The sequence below is a fragment of the Bacillus hominis genome (assembly GCF_030348325.1).
Lineage (GTDB): Bacteria > Bacillota > Bacilli > Bacillales > Bacillaceae_G > Bacillus_A > Bacillus_A hominis.
Window position 1 is genome coordinate 1,088,273 of record NZ_JAUCFS010000005.1, and the last position, 26,382, is coordinate 1,114,654.

Below are 26,382 nucleotides of genomic sequence, written 5' to 3' on the forward strand. Positions count from 1 at the left end.
ATCGTTAACCTACTTTGTAACGAACTTATAGCCAAGTCCACGAACCGTTTTTATGTATTCTGGTTTACTTGGATCTTGTTCGATTTTTTCACGTAGTTTTCGAATGTGGACCATAACAGTATTATCATCGCCATTATAGGCAGGCGCTCCCCAAACTTTTTCGTATATTTCTTCCTTCGAAAATACGTAGTTCGGATTCTCACAAAAGAAGAGTAATAGTTGAAAGAGCTGAGCGGAGCATTCGACAACATTACCATCTACTGTTAGTTCCGCAGAATGTTGATCGATTTCAAACCTTCCAAATGAAATGGAGTGTGTTTTTTGTTCTTGTATGCTTTGTTTCATATGTCTTCGGAGTTGAGCTTTCATACGAGCTACTACTTCTAGCGGATTAAATGGCTTCGTAATGTAATCATCCGCACCGTATGAAAATCCGGATACTTTATCTAAATCAGACGCTTTCGCTGTTAGGAAGAAGATAGGACAATCTGTCTTTTGGCGAATGATAGGACAAATATCGAAGCCGGACTGTCCAGGAAGCATCACATCTAAAATAATTAAAGCATATTCGTTTTGTTCAATGAGAGATAAAGCGATTTCAGCAGAAGTTGCGGTTGTAATATGAGAAAACCCTTCTTTTTCAAGAATGGTAGTTAGTAATTGTAAAATTGCTGTTTCATCATCAACGAGTAGAATGTTTGCATGATACATATGAATCCCTCCTAATTTCCTCGAATATCATATCATCTTTTTTGTAACTTATGGAATTTTTAAGGAAATTTTAAGGTTTTCTTTCACAAAAAATTAAGATTCAAATGATATGATAAAAGTAACATGGGGAGGAGATGAGTGTGAATCCGTTTCAAACGATGCGAGCTAGATATTTTTTAATTGTATTTGCACTATTAATTTTGATAGCACGAAGTAGTAATGAATTGCTAGAAAATACATTTCATATACAAAATTCTTCTTTTATAAATATTCTTATATTTTATATCCTTCCAATAATATGGCTCTTTTATGGATATAGAAAGCATCGAGTCTCATTTTCATTATTTATTAATAGAAATGAAACATTTAACCTAGTGCAAGTTTTGTACATCGCGATTATGCTATGTGTTTTTAGTTACGGCTATCTTATTTTATACATGTACAGCTTTGCGTGGATTACACCAGATTTCATTATGAATGCCTTGCATGAACCGATTATAGATAGTACCGGGGGATATGTATATCAATTTATTATGGTTGTATTTATCGCGCCAATTGTCGGAGAGTTTGTTTTCCGAGGATTTTTACTTCAGCGTTTTGCAGTAAAATGGGGTACTAGTATAGCAATGATCGTTGTAGCGCTTTTATTTGCTTGCTTACATGTTGATTTCCTTGGCGCAGTCGTGTTTAGCATCGTACTATCAATCGTATATATTCGTACGAAAAGCTTACTCATGCCAATTGCTATTCATATGTTAAACAATGCGTTTGTGCTTAGTTCTTCTTTTCTAATAAGTAGAGAAAAGATAATGAGTTTTGCTGATTTTTCGAACTATACGACATTCTTTCCAGGATTAATTATTTTTATGGCAGGGTTAAACTTAGTACTCATCTTTTTATTTATGAATCGCAAATATTGGAGTAAAGAAGTGCCTGTTATATATGCGGAGAAGGAAAAGAGCTTTTCGAGCATAGTGGGAGATAAGTAAGGTAGAGAAGACGTTTGAGAAAATATTGAAGGAAATGATAGATTCCGCTTCTATTAGATATAAGTACTTTTCCATCAATAATGATACAGGAAATACTATTTTTCTTTTTATCGTGTTAGGGGCATTAATAATAGTCAGCTTTATTGTAGAAGAAATGATGAAGTGCATCTTCAGACAGTATGTAAAAATGAAGAGAATGATGTTAGGGCTCATAAAATGATTGAGGAAGTAATGGCGCTTTTGTTTTACGAAAACTAAATCATCATTAATTCGAAATTTGAAAGGGATGTATAAAGTTATATGAATGAAACAATATCGTCAAATAAGTTTTTTTATTTGATTGTACTGAGTTTAGTATTGATTACGACAGTAAATGTTGTTCTTCGCTGGGAGGAAGCTTACTTTTTTATGTATTTAGCGCTCCATTTATTAGGGATTTTATGCATAACGGGCGGAGTAGTTGCTGAGAAAAAGCATGAAGAAAGTATTAATTATATGTGTGTGATGGGTCTTATTTTACTTTTAACTGTACAAGGTATTATGAAATATAGTTCTTTTTCTTTGCAAGATTTTAGTTTATTAATAGATGTGCTTCCTTAAGGAATAGAATAATATGTAAAAGCGGCTTGTTTGTAAGTACATTTCTTATACTAGATTATGAGCCGAAGAAAATATTTGAAAATAGGTGAAACTCTTCTTGTAATAGAAGAGTTTTTTTATGTAAATTGAACGAGCTAGAACAATTCTCACGATTAGCTTGTTCTAATTTTGAAAGTACGAACTTACAATAATAATAGACAGGCAGCATAGAGGAGGGAATAGCGTGAGGAAAGTTATTGGGTGGTCGCTTTTTTTGTACGTTGGGTTTGCGTTATTTATATATTGGTATTTATTTGGATGGAGTCATGAACTCATTCCGGACATGTATAAAGGAACGAGGGCGGATCCAGAAACCTTTATGAATGCGAGAGAGCTTACGCTAAGCCAAGATTATTCGCGCGTGAAAAATTTACTGTTCTTTTTAGCGACGCCTCTTGAATGGATTATTTTATTATTTGTACTCGTGCTCGGTATTTCAAAAAAGTTTGAGAAATGGTCGAAGGAAACGACCAAAATAAATGTCTTACAAGTTGCGATTTATTTCTTTTATTTATCATTACTGACAACAGTTCTTGCATTACCGATGCAATGGATCGGGCGTAAAGTGTCTGTTGATTACGGTATTTCCACGCAAAGTACACAAAGCTGGATAAAAGATCATGTTATTGATTTTTGGGTGAATTATGCGACTATGCTACTCATTGTTACTGTTCTTTTATGGCTCATCCGTAAATTTCCAAAGCGATGGTGGCTAGCAGGATGGGCGCTCTCTGTACCGTTTACGATTTTCTTAACGTTCGTGCAGCCTGTTATTATTGATCCACTTTATAACGACTTCTCGACGCTGAAAAATAAAGAGTTAGAAACGAAAATTTTAGCGATGGCAGACAAAGCTGACATTCCTGCTAAACACGTATATGAAGTAAATATGTCGGAAAAAACGAATTCGTTAAATGCGTACGTAACGGGAATTGGCCTTAACTCTCGCATTGTAATGTGGGATACGACGCTTAAGCAATTAAAAGATAAAGAGATTTTATTTATAATGGCTCATGAAATGGGACATTACGTAATGAAACATATTTATTGGGGCGTTGCGAGCTATGTCTTAATATCGTTTATAGGTATGTATGTAATTAGTCGTATTATAAATATGTGTATTCGAAAATGGGGAGATACGCTGCAAATTCCAAAATTAGCATGTTTCTCAATTTTACCTTTATTTTTCTTAATTTCCTCTTTATTATCTTTTGCATCACAACCAGCAACAAACTACGTTTCTCGTATAGAAGAACGAGCGGCAGATCAATACGCTTTAGACATGACGAAAGATGGAAATTCAGGTGTAAAAACTTTTCAATACTTATCAAAAACAAGTTTAAGCCAAGTAAATCCGCCTGCGTTAGTGAAATTTTTCTTATACACACATCCGCCAATTTTTGAAAGAATTCATACGTTTGAACAATATGAAAAACAAAAGAAGCAGTAGTGTACTGCTTCTTTTTATTATGGAGTATTCGAGTTTTGGAAAATTATAGTGTATAATAAATAGAATATTCCGTTAAATATTTAGGAGGTTAATATTTTGTTTCATTCAAAATCAATGCCGGCTATAAAAATGATTCTTTCGATGTCTATTTTCGGATCGATTGGATTTTTTTCTGTGCAAACTGGTTTACCGTCTTTTGAATTAGTATTTGTTCGTTGTATTTGTGCGACTTTATTTTTAGCATTATGTTGGTTCGTAACAGGGCAATACAAAAGTGAGAAATGGAACAAAAAAGAAACCATACAAATATTAGCTTGTGGCGTATTTCTCGTTTTTAACTGGGTATTTTTATTTAAAGCGTTTGAACTCATGTCGATTACAATTGCGATTTCAGTGTATCATCTCGCTCCAATTATCGTATTAATGATCGGTAGTATCGTATTTAAAGAAAGACTTACAGTATTTGCTGTTATGTCCATTGTTATTTGTTTTATCGGCACAGTGTTAGTAGCTGGAGTGGACGGTAGTATGTCGCTTGAGAAATTAATGTCATCTGGAATGGTATGGGCACTTCTTGCGGCTTTGTTTTATGCTTTTACCACGTTACTAGGAAAGGGGATTCAGCATACGAGTGCATATGCGATGACATTTTTACAAACGCTTTTAGGCATATTTTTATTGCTACCATTCGTAGATTTCGGACATTTTCAAGGATTAACAGAGATGAATTGGATGATGATTACTGCGACAGGACTTATACATACTGGGTTTGTATATTACTTATTTTTTGACAGTTTAAGAGATTTACCGACGAGACTTATTTCTGTATTAGTGTTTTTAGATCCTGCTGTTGCAATTTTGTTAGATACGGTCTTTACCGGTTTTAGACCGACTAGTATGCAAATTGTAGGGATTATTCTTATATTTGTAGGAATGGCATTTACTTTTCGAAAAACGAAGGATGAAAAAGTGATGGTAAAAGAAAATACGTATTATGAAGTGTAAAAAATTACCTCCTACCGTATTGAGAATCCCCTTATTTTTTGTACAATATAAGAGTAGGAAAATAAAGGAAGAGGCGGATGAGAGAGATGAAAAAGTTATTAAAGGTAGCGACATCATTAACTTTAATAGGGGGGATATTTGTTAGCGGTAATATTGTTTCAGCAAATACAGATGTAATTCAACAATCTCCACCTCCACCTGATATTATATTAGAGTTTGATGATTTAGCAAATGATCATTGGGCTTATAATGAAATTATGAACTTAGTATATCATCGTATTATGTATGGATATGGAAACGGTAAGTTTGGGGTAGAAGATAATGTAACACGTGAACAAGCAGCAGCAGTACTACATCGCGCACTCAATTTAAAATTAAGTCCATTTGAAGAAAATCGATATGAAGATATTAGTGGGAAATCAACAATGTTCCCTTACGAAATTTTACATTTAACAAGACTTGGTATTTTTAAAGGAGACGAAAATGGGAATTTCCGTCCGAAAGCCACATTAACTCGTGCAGAATTAGCACAAATTTTAACGAAAGCATATGAGTTGAAAGCAAAGCATCCGCATACATTTACAGATATACCAGAAAACTATTGGGCAAGAGATGCAATTAGTGCATTGCAGTCTAATAAAGTCGTGGTAGGAACCGGAGATGGTAAGTTCGAGCCTGAAATGCTCGTTACACGTGGGCAATTCGCTAAGTTTTTACAACAAGCAATTTATAATTCACCAGAGAAATGGGAATAAATAAGAGTATAAAAAAAGTACAAGTAGATTATACTTGTACTTTTTTGTCTGAAAGGTGAAGTTTTTACATAACGCAATTCATAGATTCCACTCAAATGATTAATCTATGAAACTGGAAAAAAGCGCAAATATGATATTTGCGCTTTTTTTGTCTATAAAGTGAAATTTTTATAAGTGAAGGACTTGATTAGTAGATAGTAGAATATTGTATATATAACATTTTTGCAAAAGCTTTTGTTTATCCTTTTTGAAAATCAAACAGAGAAACTAGAGCGCAAAGATAAGAATATTTCTTCAAATGATTTGCATGCAATTCAGAATACCAATTGGAATTGAGAGCGAATTGGCTCTCCTAGTAATCTTCAAAATAATAGATGTTAAAAATGCAATATATTACATATGGCTTGCAAATACAGCATATGTAATATGGGGAAAGAATTTAGTCTATTATGTTCCACTTTTAATAAGGTGGAAATGAAGGAGCGAGGACAATGAAGAAAAAAATGTTCCGTATAATGGCAGCAGCGACTATTATGGGTGGATTATTGGTAAGTGCAAATGTTCCTAACATAAAAGCAGAAGAATATCCAGAAATGATTGTATTTGATGATGTTCCAGTAGACTATTGGGCATATGACTATATTATGGAAGTGGCGTATCATAAAGTTATGCTAGGCTATGGAAATGGCAAGTTTGGTGTAGGTGATAATGTAACACGTGAACAAGTGGCGGCAGTACTGTATCGCGCACTTAATATAAAGCATGAAGGACCGTTAAAAAATCCTTATAATGATATTTCTGAAAGATCAACAATGTTTCCAAATGAAATTTTAGCATTAACAGAACGCGGTATTTTTAAAGGTGATGAGAAGGGGAATTTTAGACCTAGAGAAACAATAACACGTGCAGAAGTAGCACAAGTTCTTACACAAACATTTTCATTTGAAGCGCTGCAACAGCACACATTTACAGATGTGTCAAATAATTACTGGGCGAAAAATGCGATTAGTGCCTTGCAAGCTAATAATGTCATAGTAGGAACAGGGAATGGCAAGTTTGAACCAAATAAAGTTGTAACACGTGAGCAATATGCAACATTTTTAAATAAAGCTATTATTAATTTTTATTTGAAAGATGAATAACATGAAACGGAAGTTAAAAGAATAATATAGTACAAGGGAATTAAAATTATATTAATATATCATATTTCTTTTAAAAAAGCGCGGGGATTACGCGCTTTTTTCTTATTTTTAATTGTTTATTTGTATATTAATTCTGCTGTTCATAGTTTGGTGAATAGTATTAAATGGAAAAAATAGGTTGATTTTAGTTACTTTTTATAATGTTAAAGTACGATTTAGTAACTTCATTGTTAACTAGGTGTAAAGAAAAGTATGTGAAATACAGTTCACAAATTAGACAAAACTTATATGAATAAGTGTATTGTTACTTTTCCATGAATTCTTTATATTAGAAAAAAATATGTTTTTTTTAGGGAGAGAATACAGTGAAGAAAAAGATTTTAAAAGTAGCGACAGCTTTAACAATTATGGGTGGAATTGGATTAAGTGCACAAGGTACTACAGCAAATGCTGAAGTAGCTGTGAAACAACAAGCTGCATCTGTTACATTTAAAGATGTACCGACAGGACATTGGTCTTATGAAGCAATCCAAAATCTAGCAGATTGGGGAATCGTTGCTGGTTATGGAGATGGAAGATTCGGTTTTGGTGATAATGTAACACGTGAGCAAGTAGCGGCGTTAATTTACCGTACGATTGATGGGGACCAATACTTTGATGAAGATCATGAGTTTGTAAGTACATATAAAGATATCGTTGATGATAATTCAACAATGTTCCCGATTGAAATTTTAGCATTAACAGAATTAGAAATCTTTAAAGGTGATGGTAGTGGAAACTTCAGACCAAAAGATACGTTAACACGTGCAGAAATGGCACAAATTTTAACGGAAACATTTGAATTACAAGTAAAAGGTACACCAGGATTTAAAGATGTACCAGCAGGACATTGGGCAGCTAAGGCAATTAATGCAGTAGGTTCAAATGGTATTTCAGCAGGTGATGGTTCAGGTAACTTTGCGCCAGGTATGAAAGTAACACGTGAACAATATGCACAGTTCCTATACAAAGCAATTTTAAATGATGAGCAACAATAATTTATAAAAAGAGTCAGTGTTATATAACACTGACTCTTTTTTTGTTGAAATAATAATGGATAAACACAGTTTTGTAAAAAAATCATTAAATTTTCAAAAAAAACTTCCTTTTCAGAAGATTTGTTATATAATATAAAACATAAAATTAAATCTGTTATAAAACAGTTTAAGAAGGGGATGCTAATATGTCGACGCAAACTTCACGGGTTACACTGACCGGAGAAATGTTACCAGCGTACAACGAAATATTGACACCTGAGGCGCTTAGTTTTTTAAGGGAATTACATGAAAATTTCAATGAGCGCCGAATAGAACTTTTACAAAAACGTGTAGAGAAACAAAAAAGAATCGATGCAGGGAAGTTTCCTAAGTTTTTAGAAGAAACAAAGCATATACGTGAAGGTGATTGGACAATTGCCCAGCTTCCGAAAGATTTAGAGGATCGCCGCGTGGAGATTACTGGACCGGTGGATAGAAAGATGGTCATTAACGCTTTAAATTCAGGCGCACATCTTTTTATGGCAGACTTTGAAGATTCGAATGCACCAACTTGGAGAAATGCTGTAGAAGGTCAAATTAACTTACGAGATGCGAGTGAGGGAACGATCTCACATAAAAATGAAAACGGAAAAGAATATCGTTTAAATAGTAAAACAGCTGTATTAATTGTGCGTCCGAGAGGGTGGCATTTAGAAGAAAAACATATGCAAGTTGACGGAAAGAACATGTCTGGCAGTTTGGTAGATTTTGGCTTGTGCTTTTTCCATAATGCGAAGGTGCTTTTAGCAAAAGGGAGTGGGCCGTACTTTTACTTACCGAAAATGGAAAGTTACTTAGAGGCGAGATTATGGAATGACGTTTTCGTATTTGCTCAAAAGTATATCGGTATTCCAAGCGGAACGATTAAAGCGACTGTGTTAATAGAAACGATTCACGCTTCATTTGAAATGGATGAAATTTTGTATGAACTAAGAGATCATTCTGCTGGTTTAAACTGTGGACGATGGGATTATATATTTAGTTTCTTAAAGAGCTTCCGTAATCATAATGAATTTTTACTTCCGGATAGAGCGCAAGTCACGATGACAGCGCCGTTTATGCGCGCGTATTCTTTGAAAGTTATTCAAACGTGTCATCGTCGTAATGCGCCAGCAATCGGAGGAATGGCAGCACAAATTCCAATTAAAAATGATTTAGAAGCAAATGAGGCAGCTTTTGAAAAAGTGCGTGCTGATAAGGAGCGCGAAGCTTTAGATGGTCATGACGGGACTTGGGTTGCCCACCCGGGACTTGTACCGGTTGCAAGGGAAGTATTTAATCACATAATGAAAACGCCAAATCAAATTTTTAGAAAGCGTGAAGAAATACGTGTAACAGAAAAGGATTTATTAGAAGTACCGATGGGAACGATTACAGAAAGTGGCCTTCGCACTAATATTAACGTCGGTATTCAATATATTGCATCTTGGTTAAGTGGGAGAGGAGCAGCTCCAATTTATAACTTAATGGAAGATGCGGCAACAGCGGAAATATCAAGAGCACAAGTATGGCAGTGGATTCGTCATGAAGGTGGAAGGCTAAGTGATGGCCGTAATATCACTTTTAAATTGATGGAAGAATTGAAAGAAGAAGAACTAGCAAAAATAGAAAGAGAGATTGGTAAGGAAGCATTTAAGAAGGGGAGATTTGAAGAAGCTACAAAACTGTTTACAAATCTTGTTCGTAATGATGAATTCGTACCGTTTTTAACATTACCGGGTTATGAAATTTTATAAAGTGAAAAGGGGATGGAACATATGAAAAACGAAAGAATCGAGAAATTACAAGAGAGCTGGGAATTAGATAAGCGCTGGAAAGGGATTACACGTCCATATTCAGCAGAAGATGTAATTCGTTTGCGCGGATCGATTGATATTGAACATACATTAGCGCGCCGCGGTGCAGAGAAGCTTTGGAAATCGCTTCATATGGAAGATTATATAAACGCACTTGGCGCATTAACAGGAAACCAAGCGATGCAGCAAGTAAAAGCTGGGTTAAAAGCAATTTATTTAAGTGGTTGGCAAGTAGCAGCTGATGCGAACCTTTCTGGACATATGTATCCAGATCAAAGTTTATACCCAGCGAACAGCGTACCAGCTGTAGTAAAACGAATTAACCAAACACTTCAACGTGCTGACCAAATTCAGCATATGGAAGGAAACGGTGATACAGATTATTTCGTACCGATTGTAGCAGATGCAGAGGCTGGGTTTGGCGGACAATTAAATGTATTTGAACTAATGAAAGGTATGATTGAAGCGGGGGCATCAGGTGTACACTTTGAAGATCAATTATCTTCAGAGAAAAAATGTGGTCATTTAGGTGGAAAAGTATTGTTGCCAACGCAAACAGCGGTACGCAATTTAATTTCTGCACGCCTTGCTGCGGATGTAATGGGAGTGCCGACAATTATCGTTGCGAGAACAGATGCGGATGCAGCAGATTTAATTACGAGCGATATTGATCCTGTTGATAAAGCGTTTATTACAGGAGAAAGAACACCAGAAGGATTTTATCGTACGAAAGCAGGTCTTGATCAAGCAATTGCGCGCGGTTTAGCGTATGCACCGTATGCAGACCTAGTTTGGTGTGAAACATCTGAACCAAGTTTAGAAGATGCAAAACGATTTGCGGATGCAATTCATAAAAAATATCCAGGGAAATTGCTAGCTTACAACTGTTCACCTTCATTTAACTGGAAACAAAAACTAGATGAAAAAACAATTGCGACGTTCCAAAAAGAAATCGCATCTTACGGTTACAAATTCCAGTTCGTAACACTTGCTGGGTTCCACTCATTAAACTACGGTATGTTTGAATTAGCACGCGACTATAAAGAGCGCGGCATGGCAGCGTACTCTGAACTACAACAAGCTGAATTCACAGCTGAAAAACATGGTTACTCTGCAACACGCCATCAACGCGAAGTAGGAACAGGATACTTTGATGAAGTAGCACAAGTAATTACAGGTGGTACTTCATCAACGACTGCTCTAAAAGGATCCACAGAAGAAGAACAGTTTACGAAATAAGAAGAGATGCAGGTGCCTATAACGGGCACCTGTTTATTAATTAAAATAACCAATTGAATATCGTATAAATACCAATTAAAGCACAGAAAATAAGCAATATGAATATAGATAGACATCCCCAAAAAACAAGTTTGTCTTGCCACGTTTCTTCAATTTCTTCAGTTATTGTTTCTCTAATTTTTTTCTGTAAAGGAGAGAAAGTATGGTCAGGATGTAAATCTTTAATAATGTCATAATCTCCTTTGAATTTTAAAGCACGTACAATATGATAAGGATCGTTTCCCATCGATTTTTCAAATTGTAGACATGCCGCGTGCATAACATCTGTTTTCTCTTTTTCAAGATACCAATACCGTCCAGCCATTTCTGGGTATTGTAATGTAAAGTAAATATCACCGAGTTTTTTTCTAAGTGCTAATTCATTCGGATAAGTAGCGATTAATCCGTGTAATCTATCTCTTGCTTTTCCAAGGTTGTTATTTTCAATATCTTTTTCAATTCCCTTTAATGTTTTTTTAGGAATTATTTCTGTCATATACTCCTCCTTATTAGAATAGGTGTCGTTATATTTTATAAGAAATACTAAAATTTAGAAACTTTATTTTCAAAAAGGATTGTACATTCTATTTTAAGTATGCTATGATAATACCAGTTGAATAATTAAATTAAGCAATCCATATATTATCAAGTGCCGAAAACGAACGGGAAAAAGTATGTGAGAACTAGTTTATGTTTCGAATTTGATAATGTGTGGATTCTTTTTTTATACATGAAGACTAAATAAAATGTATTTTCGTAGGAGGAAATAATTATGACAGTTACAGGACAAGTAAAATGGTTTAACAACGAAAAAGGCTTCGGTTTCATCGAAGTTCCAGGCGAAAACGATGTATTCGTACATTTCTCTGCAATCGAAACTGAAGGTTTCAAATCTTTAGAAGAAGGCCAAAAAGTTAGCTTCGAAATCGAAGAAGGCAACCGTGGACCTCAAGCTAAAAACGTAATCAAACTATAATTTTATAGTTTATGATGGAAAAAAGGATGGCTTATGCCATCCTTTTTTTGTTGTTGAGATATACGAGATTATATTATTAATAAAGACAGCCTAAAAAGTACGATTGAAGAAATAAAGGCGTGCTCGAAAACTTATGAAAATGATAAAGTGACGGTAATTGATTTGAGGAAGTCTCATTCTCGGTATTTAGATCAAGAACAATATATAGTCATATCACAAGTTGAAAGAGATACAGAGGATCTTGGAAGGAAACGTGAAAAGGGGAATGTGTTAAACATATTACAAATGATATAAATTCTTTTTTCGTATATAGAATCCTCTTTTTATACAGGTTATTTCGTTATTATTCGCATATTATCATTGATTGATTTATATTATATTTGATTTATTATAAGTATTTGTAAAGAATCGTAGAATGTAAACCATGTCCTTTTTACAGGTGCTACAATTATTTATGCAGCTGCTACTATAAATGGAAAATGAAGAAGGAGATAGGAGACTATGGAAAGTAAAGTAGAACGTTATGTCGAAAACTATGTTGTAAGCAAAAATACAATGGCCTTACTTCCTGTTGTTCTAGGGGAAAAGAAAGTTGTTACGCGAATTGTTGAAATGGAAGATTCTTTTTTCGTATTTCAAAAGCCTCTTGATATTATAGAGAGAAGTTGCCGGAAACATGGTTCTAGTTTCTTTGGAAGAAAAGAAGGAACGAAGGAGTTAACTCGTATTACACATAAAGCTCCTATCGCAATTAGCCCGACAGATCAACTTTATTTTTTCCCTACGTATTCTTATTCTCGAAAAGAGTGTGCGTGGTTGTCTCATTTTCATATTGAAAGTAATAAAGAATTAAAAGATGGAAATCTTATTATTAGATTTATAAATGGTTTCGCTGTGAAACTAGAAATGTCAAAAAGTAGCTTTGAAAATCAGCAAAATCGTACAGCGAAATTGCGGACAGAATATGAAGACCGTAAGAAAAAACAAGGAAGCCCTTGTTTTAAAGAGATTGATAAAAGGGATGAATCAACATTAAGACCAGCTTATGAGAAAGTGTATGTTGTTAGGGAAGAGGACGTGTAAGAGGAAAAGGATGAGGGAACTCATCCTTTTCTTTATTTCATTTACGCGCTAAATTATGTAACAGTAAGTTCTCTAATAGCTGTAGGTGGTATAAAATCGCAATATAAGGGTTATTTTCCTATATAAGTTTAATATAGTGTAGTTATATATCATTTTACATGAAGGGCATTACATTATTGAATAAAAGGGGTGAGTGTTTTGTTGAAAAGGACCATTTTATTTTGGGCGCAATATACCCTTGTTTTGCCTATATTGTTTATTACATTTATATTTACTGGAGTCGTTGGTAGTCAGTTAATGATAAGTGATGCTAAAGAGCATTTTGTTTTTACGCCTCAAAATGTAACAGACTATAGTCAAATTTATGAAATTGATAAACTGCTATTTTCTTTTTCAATTCAACCGTTTGTCACTATAGTTTTTCTGCTGTCGATAGTATACTTATTGACACTTATTGTCTTTCAAATTATTGAATGTAAGAAGAAAAGAAAGGTATTACATAGCGTTCAATATATGATTCTGATACCGATTTTTCTTTATTTGTGGCTAGGGATGATGCAATTTTCTGCAGTTGATTTAGCCTGGATTGATAATTGGAAAGATTACCTTATATTCACTCCTACTACTATAACGAGTGAGCAAGATATATATATATATGATCGATCGTTTTCTATACAAATTTCGAATTTTGCCTATTCAGAGTACAGTATTAATACTATCTTTCTTATATCTATTAATACTTATCATGATTGATAGTATACGTTTGCTAAAAAAGTTACGTGTAAGAACTGGTCATTAAAAAAGGTGAATTGTTTGAAGGTACAACAATTATCAGTCACTACTCATTTCTATATAGGTAGAAATAACCTTACGCGCAGTAAGGTTATTTTTGAAAAATATTGATTATCACTTTCTATGTATTCTTCTTTTTCATAATATGTAACCGTTAAGTAATAATTTAGGCATAGTATCTAAATTAACTTCAAATCCTGTCGAATATTGATAGATTATCATAGCTAAATAATGAAGGAATTCTAACGAAAGATATGGAAACTTTAATAAATACATCTCCATATGTCGTATCTACCATTTCCTCTTTCATTTAAGCAATGATACAGTAGAGGTAATAATTAGATAAAGGGGTAAAGTGTAGAATGGATTTTCAGACGATCAAAGAATATTTTTCACCAGAAAATATGGATCACATTGTTGAAAGTTATCGTGCGTTCGGACCACTTCTCGGTATCGGTTTACCGATGATAGAGGCGCTTATTCCGGCATTACCGCTTATTGTGTTTGTGTTAGCGAATGCTGTTGCATTTGGCTTTTGGTTCGGTTTTCTTTATTCATGGCTTGGATCAGTAATAGGTGCAATGCTTGTATTTTTCATTATTCGTAGCTTTGGAAGAAGTCGTTTCTTTTCTTTTGTAAATAAGCATGAGAGAGTGCGAAAAGCGATGGGATGGATTGAAAGAAAAGGGTTTGCGCCAATCTTTGTTATATTTTGTTTTCCGTTCACTCCATCTGCGCTTATAAACGTTGTAGCTGGTTTATCTCGCATTAGCGTAAAACAGTTTGGACTAGCATTGGCATTTGGAAAGCTTGTGATGATTTTTATTTTAACGTATATCGGTCATGATTTAATGTCATTTATTCATAAGCCGGTGAAATCGGTTATTGTTGGTGTTGTTATTTTTATTTTATGGTATGTCGGTAAAAAAATTGAAGTAAAGTTAGAACTACATTAGGAATAGTCTTCTTTGTCCCGCTATTTGAGGGCAGTAAAGTTCCCACCAAAAAATTCGGCTGAAGCAGAGAAGTTAGGTGGGAGATCAAACTGCCCGTAAATGCCCGATTGGTGCGGGCTGATAATCGGTGGGGGATGAACAAAACCCCCACCGATTAAGTTTCACTTTATAAAGAAAAGCTTCATTATTAAAAGGGTAAGGGGAGAAGCGAATGAAGAAAACTTTGAAAAAAGAAGGCCTAGAGTGGATGCGAACAATTTTAATAGGCGTACTATTAGCTGTATTTTTTCGAACGTTTTTCTTTTCAACGTACGTTGTAGAGGGGAAGTCAATGATGCCGACATTGCAAGATGGAAATATGCTCGTTGTAAATAAGGTGAGTTATCAAGTAGGGGACTTGAACAGGTTTGATGTCGTCGTGTTTCATGCGAATAAAAAAGAGGACTATGTAAAGCGAATTATCGGTTTACCTGGGGATCGTATCGAATATAAGCATGATAAACTCTATATAAACGGACAATTCGTGGATGAGCCTTATTTAGAGACATTTAAGAAAGAGATAAATGGACGGCAACTAACAGGCGATTTTAAATTGGAAGAGTTAACGAAAGAAAAGTCTGTACCACCCGGTTATATTTTTGTAATTGGTGATAATCGCCTTGGTAGCTGGGATAGTAGGCACTTCGGCTTTGTGAAAGCTGATACAGTTGTCGGTAAAGTTGATTTACGATATTGGCCGATTCAAGAGGTACAAACGAATTTTTCAAAAGGTTGATATAATGAATAGTAGTATAGGGAAAGGCAAACAACTGAGTTTGTCTTTTTTCGTGTCCTATAATACAATTATGATAGCAAACTAACGTTCGTTATGTAAGTGAAAGGTGGGGTTACATGTCACTTCGATTTGTGATTGGTAGAGCTGGAAGTGGAAAAAGTACACTTTGTTTACGCGAAGTGCAAGAAGAGTTAAAGCAGCGTCCAAGAGGGAAAACAATATTATATCTTGTGCCAGAACAGATGACATTCCAAACGCAGCAGGCGTTAATTGGGAGCGAAGATGTAAGAGGTTCTATTCGGGCACAAGTTTTTAGTTTTTCGCGATTAGCGTGGAAGGTGTTGCAAGAAGTTGGCGGAGCGAGTCGTCTTCATATTGATGAAGCTGGTGTACATATGTTGCTTCGTAAAATTGTAGAATCTCGTAAAGATGGACTATCTGTGTTTCAAAAAGCAGCGGAGCAAAACGGTTTCTTTGAACATCTTGGTAGTATGATTGCAGAGTTTAAACGTTACAATGTGACGCCGTCTAACGTATATGAAATGTGGCAACAATTAGACACGCATAGCAGTAGTGCAGAGCAAAAATTGCTAGCGAATAAAGTGTATGATTTACAGTTACTATATGATGATTTTGAACGTGCTTTAATCGGAAAGTATTTAGATTCGGAAGACTACTTACAATTATTAATTGAGAAGCTTTCAGACTCTGAGTATGTAAAAGGCGCGGAAATTTATATAGATGGATTCCATTCATTTTCTCCTCAAGAGCTAGAAATTGTTAGAGGGTTAATGAAATTAGGAACTAGAGTAACAATAACATTAACGATAGATGAAAAGACGTTAGCGCAGCCAGTGAATGAACTGGATTTATTTTACGAAACGACGTTAACGTATGAAAGAATAAAACAAGTAGCACGTGAAGAGAAAATAGAAATTGAAAAAACGGTTCCACTTATGGAACAGCCGCGTTTTCATTCGCAAGCATTAGCGCATTTAGAAATGCATTACGAAGCACGTCCAAATGAAAAGTTTCACGGTGAAGCGAGTGTGACAATTAGTACAGCAGCTAATTTACGAGCTGAAGTAGAAGGCGTTGCTCGTGAAATTCGAAGACTCGTGGCGGATGAAGATTATCGTTACCGAGATATCGCGGTTCTTCTTCGTAACGGAGAAAGTTATTACGATGTGATGCGAACGTTATTTACGGATTATAATATCCCGCATTTCATCGATGAAAAACGCCCGATGTCACATCATCCGTTAGTAGAGTGCATTCGTTCTGCATTAGAAATTATTAGCGGGAATTGGCGTTATGATGCGGTGTTCCGCTGTGTGAAAACAGAACTCTTATATCCACTAGACGTAAGAAAAGAAGCGATGCGCGAAGAGATGGATGAGTTTGAAAACTACTGTTTAGCGTACGGTGTACAAGGGAAGAGATGGACTTCTGAAGATCCGTGGATGTATCGTCGATATCGTTCTCTTGATGATACAAGTGAAATGATAACAGACAGTGAACGTGAAATGGAAGAGAAAATAAATCGACTTCGCGACGTTGTAAGAACACCAGTTATTCGCATGCAAAAAAGGTTAAAGCGTGCTGGAACAGTTATGCAAATGTGCGAAGCATTATACTTATTTTTAGAGGAGCTTGACGTTCCGAAAAAACTAGAAGCATTACGTATTCGTGCAGAAGAAAGCGGAGATTTCTTATTTGCGACAGACCATGAGCAAGTGTGGGAAGAAGTAATGAGTCTTCTTGATACGTTTGTAGAGATGCTTGGTGAAGAGAAGATGTCCCTGTCTATGTTTACTGATGTAATGACGACAGGTCTTGAGGCACTTCAATTTGCGAACATTCCGCCGTCACTAGATCAAGTGTTAGTTGCTAATATTGATCATTCTAGATTATCAGATGTTAAAGCGACGTTCATTATTGGAGTAAATGAAGGAGTGATTCCAGCAGCACCTATGGATGAAGGTATGCTTTCTGATGAGGAAAGAAATGTTCTCACTGCTGCAGGTATCGAATTAGCACCAACGACGAGACAAACTTTATTAGAAGAACAGTTCGTTATGTATCAAATGGTGACGAGAGCATCTGAGAAGTTATACATTTCCTGTCCGCTTGCGGATGAAGAAGGAAAGACGTTACTTGCTTCTAGTTTTATTAAGAAAATAAAAAGAATGTTCCCTGATGTGAAAGAATCGTTTATTACGAATGATGTAAATGACTTATCGCGTTCGGAACAAATCTCATATGTAGCAACGCCAGAAGTAACGTTGTCTTACGTTATGCAGCAACTGCAGACGTGGAAGCGGTACGGATTTGAAGGCAATTTAGACTTTTGGTGGGACGTATATAACTTCTACGTTACTTCAGATGAATGGAAGCAAAAAAGTAGCCGCGTTTTATCAAGTTTATTTTACCGAAATCGTGCACAGAAACTAAGTACAGATGTAAGTAGGGATTTATATGGAGATACAATTAAGGGAAGCGTTTCTCGTATGGAACTATTTAACCGCTGTGCGTACGCTCATTTTGCTCAGCACGGTTTATCGCTAAGAGAGCGTGATATTTTCAAACTTGATGCGCCAGATATCGGTGAGTTATTCCATGCAGCGCTGAAGAGAATTGCAGACAAGCTATTACGTGAAAATCGTACTTGGGCGGATTTATCAATAAAAGAGTGTGAGCACCTTTCTGCTTTAGTAATAGAAGAAATTGCACCGTTATTACAAAGACAAATTTTATTAAGTTCAAACCGTCATTTCTATTTAAAACAAAAACTACAACAAATCATTTTCCGTACGTCACTTATTCTTCGTGAACATGCGAAGTCGAGTGGATTTGTACCAGTTGATTTAGAAGTGCCGTTCGGTATGGGTGGTACTGGATCACTTCCACCAATGGAATTTGCGTTGCCAAATGGTGTGAAGATGGAAGTAGTTGGCCGTATTGACCGTGTTGATAAGGCGGAAGATGAGAGTGGTACGTTCCTTCGTATTATTGATTATAAATCAAGTTCGAAAGCGTTAGATTTAACAGAAGTGTATTACGGACTCGCGCTTCAAATGTTAACGTATTTAGATGTTGTTACTGCAAATGCACATACGTGGATGAAAAAAGGCAGTACTGCATCACCGGCGGGTGTATTGTATTTCCATATTCATAACCCGATTGTTGAGATGAAAGGCGATGCATCTGAAGAAGAAATTGAGAAAGAAATTTTAAAGAAATTTAAAATGAAAGGACTCGTACTAGGAGATGCTGACGTTGTTCGTTTAATGGATAATAAACTTTCAACAGGAAGCTCTGATATTATTTCTGCTGGTTTGAAAAAAGATGGTAGTTTTAGTGCGCGTTCTAGCATTGCAAGTGAACAAGAGTTTAACGTACTTCAAAAATATGTACACCACTCGTTTGAAAATATCGGAAAAGACATTACAGAAGGTGTTATCGATATTGCTCCTTACAAAAAGGGGAATAAAGCGGCATGTACGTTCTGTAACTTCAAATCTGTTTGTCAATTTGATGAATCACTTGAAGATAACCAATTCCGTATGTTAAAAGATATGAAAGATAGTGAAGCAATGGAGAAAATTAGAGAGGAGGTTGGCGGAGAATGATAGAAAATTGGCCTGAGAAACCAGAAGGTAGTCAATGGACAGATGATCAGTGGAAAGCCGTTGTAGCGAACGGACGTGATATTTTAGTCGCAGCAGCAGCTGGATCAGGGAAAACAGCAGTATTAGTTGAACGTATTATTAAAAAGATTATAAGTGAGGAAAATCCAGTCGATGTCGACCGCCTGCTCGTTGTAACATTTACGAATGCGGCGGCGCAAGAAATGAAAAATCGAATTGGGGAAGCGTTAGAAAAAGTATTAATTGATGGGCCAGGTTCACAGCATATAAGAAAACAGCTTAGCTTATTAAATAAAGCTTCCATTTCTACAATTCATTCATTTTGTTTACAAGTTATTAGAGGGTATTATTACATGCTTGATGTCGATCCTCGTTTTCGTATTGCGAACCAAACAGAAAATGAGTTATTAAAAGAAGAAGTGCTAGATGACATATTAGAAGAAGAATATGGAATCGAAGATAATGGTATTTTCTTTGAATTAGTTGATCGTTATACGAGTGACCGTAGTGACGATGACTTACAACGAATGATTTTAGCGCTTCATACAGAATCAAGAGCGCATCCAAATCCGGAGAAGTGGCTTGATAAATTAGTAGAAGCATACGATGTTGAAGGAAAGACGATTGAAGATTTGGTGTACGCTTCTTACCTATTAGAAGATGTAAAGTTTCAGCTTGAAACCGCGGAAGAGCATATTCGTAAGGCGACTGAACTCGCAATGCTTCCTGATGGTCCAGCGCCTCGCGTCGAAACCCTGCAAGCGGATGTAGCTTTACTTGGAACGTTATCATCAGCAGCTCGTGAGTCGTGGACAAGCGTGTATGAAGCGATGCAAAATGTATCGTGGCAAACGTTAAAGCGTATTAAGAAAAGTGATTACAATGAAGATGTTGTAAAACAAGTAGACTCTCTTCGTAATAAAGCGAAAGATGAAGTGAAGAAATTACAAGAAGAGCTATTTAGCCGCAGACCAGAAAGTTTCTTACGAGATTTTCAAGATATGCATCCTGTATTAGAAAAACTCGTTCAGCTCGTAAAAGTATTTACAGAGCGTTTCCAAGCGATGAAGCGCGATAAAGGAATGGTCGATTTCACAGATTTAGAGCATTTCTGTTTACAAATTTTAAGTGAACAAAGTGAAAACGGTGAAATGAAGCCATCAGCTGTAGCGCTTCAATATCGTAATAAATTTGCTGAAGTACTAGTTGATGAATATCAAGATACGAACTTCGTACAGGAATCGATTATTAAATTTGTAACGAAAGATTCTGAGAGTGAAGGAAACTTATTCATGGTTGGTGACGTAAAACAGTCAATTTATCGTTTCCGACTAGCAGAGCCTGGTTTATTCTTAGGAAAATATAAACGCTTCACACAAGAAGGATCGGGCGGCGGAATGAAGATTGATTTAGCGAAAAACTTCCGTAGTCGTCATGAAGTACTAGCAGGTACGAACTTTATCTTCAAACAAATTATGGGCGAAGAAGTTGGGGAGATTGACTACGATGCTGACGCGGAATTAAAGCTAGGTGCTAGCTATCCAGAAGGTGAAGATGTAGCGGCTGAACTGTTATGCATTCAACAAACGGAAGAAGAAGTGCAAGACGGAGAAGAAGGTGCCGAAGTAGAAAAAGCACAGCTAGAAGCTCGTCTTATGGCACAGCGTATTAAAGCGATGGTTGATTCAGGTTATGAAGTGTATGACCGTAAAACTGATAGTATGAGACAAGTGCAATACCGTGATTTCGTTATTTTACTGCGATCCATGCCGTGGGCGCCGCAAATTATGGAAGAGTTAAAATTACAAGGAATTCCGGTATATGCTGATCTTGCGACTGGTTACTTTGAAGCGACAGAAGTAAATATTATGATGAACGTATTCCGCGTTATTGATAATCCGATGCAAGATATTCCGCTTGCAGCTGTACTTCGTTCACCGATCGTTGGACTAAACGATGAAGAACTTGCAACGCTTCGTGCTCACGGAAAGAAAGGGTCGTTTTATGAAGTGATGAGCTCGTTCTTAAAAGGAGCACCGCTTGAAGAAGAGCAAGAACTACATGACAAATTAGAGTGGTTTTATAATTTACTGCAAGGATGGCGTGAATTTGCGCGTCAACAATCTCTTTCCGATTTAATTTGGAAAGTATACGGTGAGACAGGTTATTACGACTTCGTTGGTGGTTTACCAGCTGGAAAGCAAAGACAGGCAAACTTACGCGTACTATATGATCGTGCAAGGCAATATGAAGCAACATCGTTTAGAGGATTATTCCGTTTCTTACGCTTTATTGAGCGTATTTTAGAACGCGGTGATGATATGGGTACGGCGAGAGCTCTTGGAGAACAAGAAGACGTCGTTCGCATTATGACGATTCATAAAAGTAAAGGACTTGAGTTCCCAGTCGTATTTGTAGCTGGACTTGGGCGTCGTTTTAATACACAAGACTTAATGAAACGTTTCTTACTGCATAAAGATTTTGGTTTCGGTTCCCAGTTCATTGATCCGCGTAAACGAATTAAATATACGACATTATCGCAACTAGCGATTAAGCGTAAAATGAAGATGGAATTAATTGCGGAAGAAATGCGCGTATTATACGTAGCGTTAACACGTGCGAAAGAGAAGTTAATTTTAATCGGAACAGTTAAGGATGCAAATAAAGAAATGGAAAAATGGCTCGATGCGAGGGAGCATAGCGAATGGTTATTACCAGACCATATACGTGCCGGAGCGTCTTGCTATTTAGACTGGATTGCACCTTCATTATATAGACATAGTGATAGTGAAATGCTTCTTGAATTAGGGCAAGGAAATATTCCAGGTGAAATTTATGGGTATGACACTAGCTGGAAAGTAGAAGTTGTTGACGGTAACACGTTACTTGCACCAGAACCAGTTCAAGAAGAGAAACAAGAGTTGTTAGAAGCGCTTCGTGAGAAAAAGGCTGTTCCGTTAGAAAGTGAACGAAAAGAAGAAGTGTACGACAGATTAATGTGGGAATACGGGTATGAGGATGCGACATCTCACCGTGCGAAACAATCTGTTACAGAAATAAAGAGAAATTATCAATCTGAAGAAGGCAGCGATAACGCCTTTATTAAAAAACTTCGTGCACCAATTAAAACACGTCCGCGCTTTATGGAGAAAAAAGGACTAACATACGCAGAGCGAGGGACAGCAGTCCATGCAGTTATGCAACATGTAGATTTGAAGAAACCAATTACAATTGAAGTTCTTCAAGAACAAATTGCAAGAATGGTAAATAAAGAACTATTAACACTTGAACAAGCTGAAGAAATAGCGATCGAAAAAGTAATTTCATTCTTTGACAGTGATTTAGGTAAAAGGGTATTAGCAGCAAAAAGTGTTGAGCGTGAAGTACCATTTACGATGATGCTTTCAGCAGAAGAGGCGTATCAAGATTGGCAAGGTAAGAGTGACGAATCGATACTTGTCCAAGGGGTTATCGACTGCATGATTGAAGAGGAAGACGGAATTACTTTAATTGACTTTAAGACAGATACGATTGAAGGGAAGTTCCCAGGCGGATTTGATCAAGCGAAACCAACTTTAGAAGACCGATACAAGGTACAGCTTTCACTATATGCAAAAGCACTCGAGAAAAGCTTAAAACATCCTGTGAAAGAGAAATGTTTATACTTCTTTGATGGGAATCATGTTGTAAATATTGACGAATAGAGCTTAGAAAGGGGTTATGCATTATGGCGACGTTAAGAACTTGTGATCAAGGACACGAGTATTACAAAAGTAGCGATTGTCCAACTTGCCCAACCTGTGAGAAAGAGAGAAAGCCAAAAGAAGGCTTTCTTTCTCTTCTTTCAGCACCAGCAAGGCGAGCATTAGAACATTATAGAATTCATACTTTAGAAGAACTTTCAAAGTATAGTGAAAAAGAAATTTTGAAACTGCACGGTATAGGACCAGCATCTTTACCTAAATTGAGAGCGGCTTTAGAAGATAAGGGATTATCATTTAAATAAAGAAAAACGAATCATTAGTGGGGAGTAGTATCTTCACTAATGATTCGTTTATATAATCGGTATGAATTAGCTGGATAAACGCGTATAACGAAATCTCATTTTGAAAATCGTAAATCGATGGGCAAAATGATTTAAAAAGATGAATTTATGAGTGTAGAGAACTTGATAAAGAATATAAGCAAATTGATTATAATATTAAGGAAGGAAGTGCAACACTATGGATTTCGAAACAGTAATGCAAGAGCTTGAAACTCTCGGTAAGGAACGAACTAAAAAAATATACATATCTAATGGTGCAAAGGATCCACTTTTTGGCGTAGCTACAGGTGCTATGAAACCAATCGCAAAGAAAATAAAAATCAATCAAAGTTTAGCTGAAGAGCTTTATGCCACAGGTAACTACGATGCAATGTACTTTGCAGGCATTATCGCAGACCCAAAAACTATGAATGAATCGGATTTTGATCGTTGGATGGATGGAGCGTACTTTTATATGCTGTCCGATTATGTGGTGGCAGTAACTTTATCAGAATCAAATTTTGCACAAGACGTGGCTGATAAATGGATTGCAAGTGGTGACGAACTAAGAATGTCAGCGGGCTGGAGTTGCTACTGCTGGCTTTTAGGAAATCGAAAAGACAATGAATTTTCCGAAAGTAAGATTGCCAATATGCTAGAAGTTGTGAAAAATACAATTCACGATTCGCCAGAACGAACGAAATCCGCTATGAATAATTTTCTAAACACCGTGGGGATTTCATATGTGCCGCTACATGAAAAGGCAGTTGAAACCGCAAAGGAAGTAGGCATAGTAGAACTAAAACGAGACAAGAAGAAAAGCAGTTTTCTAAATGCTTACGAAAGTATTCATAAAGAACTTGATAGGGGAAGACTGGGGTTCAAACGTAAATATGTAAGGTGCTAAAAATTAGAAGAAACAGCCTTAACTCTATATGATATAGAGCTAAGGCTGTTTCTTTTTTACGCTGTTCCAATTTGATCTTGGTCTGCTACATCAGAATCAAATGTATTTGTTGCGCTAACGCCGCTAAAAGTATTGACGACAAATCCGACATTGGAAGCCCCAGACCCGTTATAAGCTTTCGTATTTTCTTTCGGAGACACGTTATAAAAATCTCCTAAATTGAAAGAGCCGTTACTGTTTTGAACGACAAGATTTCCTACAACCGAAGGCATACCATCCACCTACTTTACTAAGCTTTTTAATTACTATATGAATTATTTAGAGGAAGGTTCATCGGTAATAAATTGGCGGATTTGTAGCGTGCGAGAATTACTAAAAACATAGTCAACATTGCCGATTTGGAAGCACGCGGAATTTAAAATTGTTCGCAAGTGAACATCATTTACTTCAATAAAAGGGCACTCATTTACAATATTCATTTTTACATCTGTTGTTCGCTTTGGAATTGTAATGTATTCATCTGTAAAGATTTCAAACGCATCAAAACGACCTTCACCTCTTATATAACAAGGGATTTCTCGATGAACGATAAGCGCTCTATTTTTTAATTCTATTTGATTAGCATCCCCGGCCTGGAAGACGGCTGCAACCCCCATAGAAATGATAGAAACATTTTGTACAATTGAAGTATGACGGAGCATAATTTTTCCTCTCCTCAACCTGGAGTCGGAGGGACATCTGTTACTAATGGTACAAATGGCCCCTCTGTAACGGATTCGAATGGCGTATCAAGAATAGAAGAAAGGATGAGAAGGTTAGCATCTCCAATTAAAAATAATGCGGAAGAAGAAACCCCGTTCATTTTAATCTGCCCTACTTTTAACTCGCGGTTCACAACATTTAAATTCATATATACTTACTCCTTTCGGAAATTGCCCGGTATGTGTTGAATAAAGGAAAGGAAGGCTTTGTCAATATCTTGTTTCATCGCTTGAATAATGACGTCTCGTAAATAATCGGGATCTGTGGAAATACCCTCATATGATTGAACTTGTGATAAATAATACGGAAGTCTATGTTCCATCTGTTTTTTTATGTCATCCACCATCATTTGTCGATACATCTCATCAAGCGGCGTTCTCTCTTCTTGTTCAAAATGGAGAATTCGACTATATGCTTCTTCATCTAAATAGCGATGCATTTCTTGAAGAATACCTTGATAAAAGTCTGGATTTGTTTCTGTTTCAGGATTTACTTTTAATGTTTCTGTATCTACTTGAAAATCTTCAATCTGTTGCCCTTTTGTTGAAAATGGATTCAAGCCAATATTTAAAGTGCCGTTTAAATTTTCTACTTTTAATTGATCGAATTTATATTCCACTTTTCCTATAGAAGAGGAGGGACGACTTTTTAACTCATTAAGCTCTTCTTGTAGTAGGCGAACTTGTTCTTCAAGATTTAGAATGGTTTGTTGCTGTATTTGAAGAGCTTGCTGAAGTTGGTTTAGGTAAGTGTATATATCTTGATTCATTTTGTGAAACCTCCTTTTCAATAGGGAGGGTATATTCCTGCTATATATTTATGATAATGGTGGTCTAAGAAGAACTAGTTGAAGGCTTAATGGAAATAATTTGTCCTTTCGCACTTAAAGGGCGAAGAGGTTCTGTAAATCCGCCAGTATTTGAGAATTTAGAAAGAGCCTTAATACTACCTGCAGTTCCAATTTGAAAAACGGAAGAGGTCGTAATGCTATCGATTTTAATGCTGTTAATGATGATACTTTGGTTCACATAAAAATTCAAAGCAATCGCCTCCTTTAGTTCGAACCAATTATTGCTTGATCGATTACGTCTGAATCATTGACAGTCGTTGAACTTTGATAATTATAAACAGAGACGTTATCTCCAACATTAAAGGAACCGGCTCCAGCGAAAGCGCGTGAATAACTAATAGGTCTAATCGCAAATACATCTCCAATATGAAAAATACCACTTGATCCAATATTAACGATACGAATATGTCCAACCATAGCTGGCATACAAAACACCCTTCGTTTTTAAAATTTTCTTTTCTACTATTGTATGGGCGTTTTCAATAAAATGTGTATTTTTTTGAAATAAAAGAAACACATACGCTATTGCGTATGTGTTTCGAACATTTGAGTGTGCGTACAATCTGTGTGTATATGCCAAACAACATTTAAGAGCCTGTCCAGTTCTTGGCTACAATCCACTGTTTTTTGAGAAGTCATTCCGTAGCGTTCAGCAAAATAGATCATTTTTTCGCGTTTTTTTTCGATAGCTTGCTCAAACATTGAAATCGGCTCCATCTCTCAATAAATTTTTATGTATATATTTAGTACATATTATACAAAAATT

Annotated in this window: 27 protein-coding genes and 1 pseudogene; 19 read left to right on the forward strand and 9 right to left on the reverse strand. The window is 36.1% G+C overall.

Features of this window, described 5'->3' with window-relative positions:
• Nucleotides 1-9: 9 nt before the first annotated feature.
• A complete protein-coding gene (locus tag QUF93_RS07880) occupies nt 10-711 on the reverse strand; it encodes a response regulator transcription factor (RefSeq protein WP_289358396.1) in 702 nt (233 codons plus the stop codon).
• Nucleotides 712-851: 140 nt separating this feature from the next.
• On the opposite strand from QUF93_RS07880, the gene QUF93_RS07885 reads away from it, so the two are divergent.
• The 9 genes from QUF93_RS07885 to aceA all read left to right on the forward strand — a co-directional run bounded on the left by QUF93_RS07885 (nt 852) and on the right by aceA (nt 10,802).
• Entirely contained in the window at nt 852-1,700 is an 849-nt protein-coding gene (locus QUF93_RS07885) for a CPBP family intramembrane glutamic endopeptidase (RefSeq protein WP_289358397.1), read from the forward strand.
• A 300-nt stretch (nt 1,701-2,000) separates the two neighbouring features.
• Nucleotides 2,001-2,300, forward strand: coding sequence for a hypothetical protein (locus tag QUF93_RS07890; RefSeq protein ID WP_001006056.1), 300 nt, complete (start codon nt 2,001-2,003; stop codon nt 2,298-2,300).
• A gap of 223 nt (nt 2,301-2,523) precedes the next feature.
• The gene (locus QUF93_RS07895; RefSeq protein ID WP_289358399.1) at nt 2,524-3,789 is read left to right on the forward strand and encodes a M48 family metallopeptidase; all 1,266 of its coding nucleotides are present in this window, start codon (nt 2,524-2,526) and stop codon (nt 3,787-3,789) included.
• A 96-nt stretch (nt 3,790-3,885) separates the two neighbouring features.
• Nucleotides 3,886-4,794 carry a DMT family transporter gene (locus QUF93_RS07900; protein ID WP_289358400.1) on the forward strand — a complete coding sequence of 303 codons (909 nt, stop codon included), beginning with the start codon at nt 3,886-3,888 and terminating at the stop codon, nt 4,792-4,794.
• Nucleotides 4,795-4,871: 77 nt separating this feature from the next.
• Nucleotides 4,872-5,549: an S-layer homology domain-containing protein gene (locus QUF93_RS07905; RefSeq protein WP_289358401.1), complete on the forward strand. Its 678-nt coding sequence runs from the start codon at nt 4,872-4,874 to the stop codon at nt 5,547-5,549.
• 491 nt (nt 5,550-6,040) lie between these two features.
• Nucleotides 6,041-6,691 carry an S-layer homology domain-containing protein gene (locus QUF93_RS07910; protein WP_289358402.1) on the forward strand — a complete coding sequence of 217 codons (651 nt, stop codon included), beginning with the start codon at nt 6,041-6,043 and terminating at the stop codon, nt 6,689-6,691.
• Between the two features lie 365 nt (nt 6,692-7,056).
• On the forward strand, nt 7,057-7,728 hold the full coding sequence (locus tag QUF93_RS07915; protein WP_128282117.1) for an S-layer homology domain-containing protein: 672 nt from the start codon (nt 7,057-7,059) through the stop codon (nt 7,726-7,728).
• Between the two features lie 185 nt (nt 7,729-7,913).
• Nucleotides 7,914-9,503, forward strand: a complete 1,590-nt coding sequence (gene aceB / locus QUF93_RS07920; RefSeq protein ID WP_289358403.1) for a malate synthase A — start codon at nt 7,914-7,916, stop codon at nt 9,501-9,503.
• Between the two features lie 21 nt (nt 9,504-9,524).
• Entirely contained in the window at nt 9,525-10,802 is a 1,278-nt protein-coding gene (gene aceA, locus QUF93_RS07925) for an isocitrate lyase (RefSeq protein WP_289358405.1), read from the forward strand.
• A gap of 40 nt (nt 10,803-10,842) precedes the next feature.
• On the opposite strand, the gene QUF93_RS07930 is transcribed toward aceA, so the two are convergent.
• The gene (locus QUF93_RS07930; protein WP_289358406.1) at nt 10,843-11,337 is read right to left on the reverse strand and encodes a DUF6584 family protein; all 495 of its coding nucleotides are present in this window, start codon (nt 11,335-11,337) and stop codon (nt 10,843-10,845) included.
• Nucleotides 11,338-11,613: 276 nt separating this feature from the next.
• On the opposite strand from QUF93_RS07930, the gene cspA reads away from it, so the two are divergent.
• The 10 genes and pseudogenes from cspA (at nt 11,614) to QUF93_RS07980 (ending at nt 24,004) form a co-directional block, all read left to right on the forward strand.
• Nucleotides 11,614-11,817: an RNA chaperone/antiterminator CspA gene (gene cspA / locus QUF93_RS07935; protein WP_000218989.1), complete on the forward strand. Its 204-nt coding sequence runs from the start codon at nt 11,614-11,616 to the stop codon at nt 11,815-11,817.
• A 60-nt stretch (nt 11,818-11,877) separates the two neighbouring features.
• A complete protein-coding gene (locus tag QUF93_RS07940) occupies nt 11,878-12,111 on the forward strand; it encodes a hypothetical protein (protein ID WP_353050852.1) in 234 nt (77 codons plus the stop codon).
• 207 nt (nt 12,112-12,318) lie between these two features.
• The gene (locus QUF93_RS07945; RefSeq protein WP_002116931.1) at nt 12,319-12,900 is read left to right on the forward strand and encodes a competence protein ComK; all 582 of its coding nucleotides are present in this window, start codon (nt 12,319-12,321) and stop codon (nt 12,898-12,900) included.
• A gap of 198 nt (nt 12,901-13,098) precedes the next feature.
• Nucleotides 13,099-13,699, forward strand: a pseudogene (locus QUF93_RS07950) (DUF4306 domain-containing protein).
• Between the two features lie 355 nt (nt 13,700-14,054).
• Nucleotides 14,055-14,648 (forward strand): TVP38/TMEM64 family protein, encoded by a 594-nt coding sequence (locus tag QUF93_RS07955; RefSeq protein WP_002116942.1) that lies wholly within the window; start codon nt 14,055-14,057, stop codon nt 14,646-14,648.
• Between the two features lie 211 nt (nt 14,649-14,859).
• Nucleotides 14,860-15,423: a signal peptidase I gene (gene lepB, locus QUF93_RS07960; RefSeq protein ID WP_289358408.1), complete on the forward strand. Its 564-nt coding sequence runs from the start codon at nt 14,860-14,862 to the stop codon at nt 15,421-15,423.
• A 116-nt stretch (nt 15,424-15,539) separates the two neighbouring features.
• A complete protein-coding gene (addB, locus tag QUF93_RS07965; protein ID WP_002116948.1) occupies nt 15,540-19,055 on the forward strand; it encodes a helicase-exonuclease AddAB subunit AddB in 3,516 nt (1,171 codons plus the stop codon).
• A complete protein-coding gene (gene addA / locus QUF93_RS07970) occupies nt 19,052-22,777 on the forward strand; it encodes a helicase-exonuclease AddAB subunit AddA (RefSeq protein WP_289358409.1) in 3,726 nt (1,241 codons plus the stop codon). Before addB ends, addA begins: the two co-directional genes overlap by 4 nt.
• 23 nt (nt 22,778-22,800) lie before the next feature.
• Nucleotides 22,801-23,079, forward strand: a complete 279-nt coding sequence (locus tag QUF93_RS07975) for an RNA polymerase alpha subunit C-terminal domain-containing protein (RefSeq protein WP_289358410.1) — start codon at nt 22,801-22,803, stop codon at nt 23,077-23,079.
• 217 nt (nt 23,080-23,296) lie between these two features.
• Nucleotides 23,297-24,004, forward strand: a complete 708-nt coding sequence (locus QUF93_RS07980; protein ID WP_289358411.1) for a DNA alkylation repair protein — start codon at nt 23,297-23,299, stop codon at nt 24,002-24,004.
• 56 nt (nt 24,005-24,060) lie between these two features.
• On the opposite strand, the gene gerPF is transcribed toward QUF93_RS07980, so the two are convergent.
• The 7 genes from gerPF to QUF93_RS08015 all read right to left on the reverse strand — a co-directional run bounded on the left by gerPF (nt 24,061) and on the right by QUF93_RS08015 (nt 26,318).
• Nucleotides 24,061-24,276, reverse strand: coding sequence for a spore germination protein GerPF (gene gerPF, locus QUF93_RS07985; protein ID WP_001141570.1), 216 nt, complete (start codon nt 24,274-24,276; stop codon nt 24,061-24,063).
• A 42-nt stretch (nt 24,277-24,318) separates the two neighbouring features.
• A complete protein-coding gene (locus QUF93_RS07990) occupies nt 24,319-24,705 on the reverse strand; it encodes a spore germination protein GerPE (RefSeq protein WP_002116958.1) in 387 nt (128 codons plus the stop codon).
• A gap of 14 nt (nt 24,706-24,719) precedes the next feature.
• Nucleotides 24,720-24,914 carry a spore germination protein GerPD gene (gerPD, locus tag QUF93_RS07995; RefSeq protein ID WP_001052805.1) on the reverse strand — a complete coding sequence of 65 codons (195 nt, stop codon included), beginning with the start codon at nt 24,912-24,914 and terminating at the stop codon, nt 24,720-24,722.
• 6 nt (nt 24,915-24,920) lie between these two features.
• The gene (locus tag QUF93_RS08000; protein ID WP_002116960.1) at nt 24,921-25,535 is read right to left on the reverse strand and encodes a spore germination protein GerPC; all 615 of its coding nucleotides are present in this window, start codon (nt 25,533-25,535) and stop codon (nt 24,921-24,923) included.
• 64 nt (nt 25,536-25,599) lie between these two features.
• Nucleotides 25,600-25,806, reverse strand: a complete 207-nt coding sequence (gerPB, locus tag QUF93_RS08005; protein WP_002116962.1) for a spore germination protein GerPB — start codon at nt 25,804-25,806, stop codon at nt 25,600-25,602.
• 14 nt (nt 25,807-25,820) lie between these two features.
• Nucleotides 25,821-26,042, reverse strand: a complete 222-nt coding sequence (gene gerPA / locus QUF93_RS08010; protein WP_001111190.1) for a spore germination protein GerPA — start codon at nt 26,040-26,042, stop codon at nt 25,821-25,823.
• 96 nt (nt 26,043-26,138) lie between these two features.
• Nucleotides 26,139-26,318: an aspartyl-phosphate phosphatase Spo0E family protein gene (locus tag QUF93_RS08015; protein WP_000462854.1), complete on the reverse strand. Its 180-nt coding sequence runs from the start codon at nt 26,316-26,318 to the stop codon at nt 26,139-26,141.
• Nucleotides 26,319-26,382: the final 64 nt, after the last annotated feature.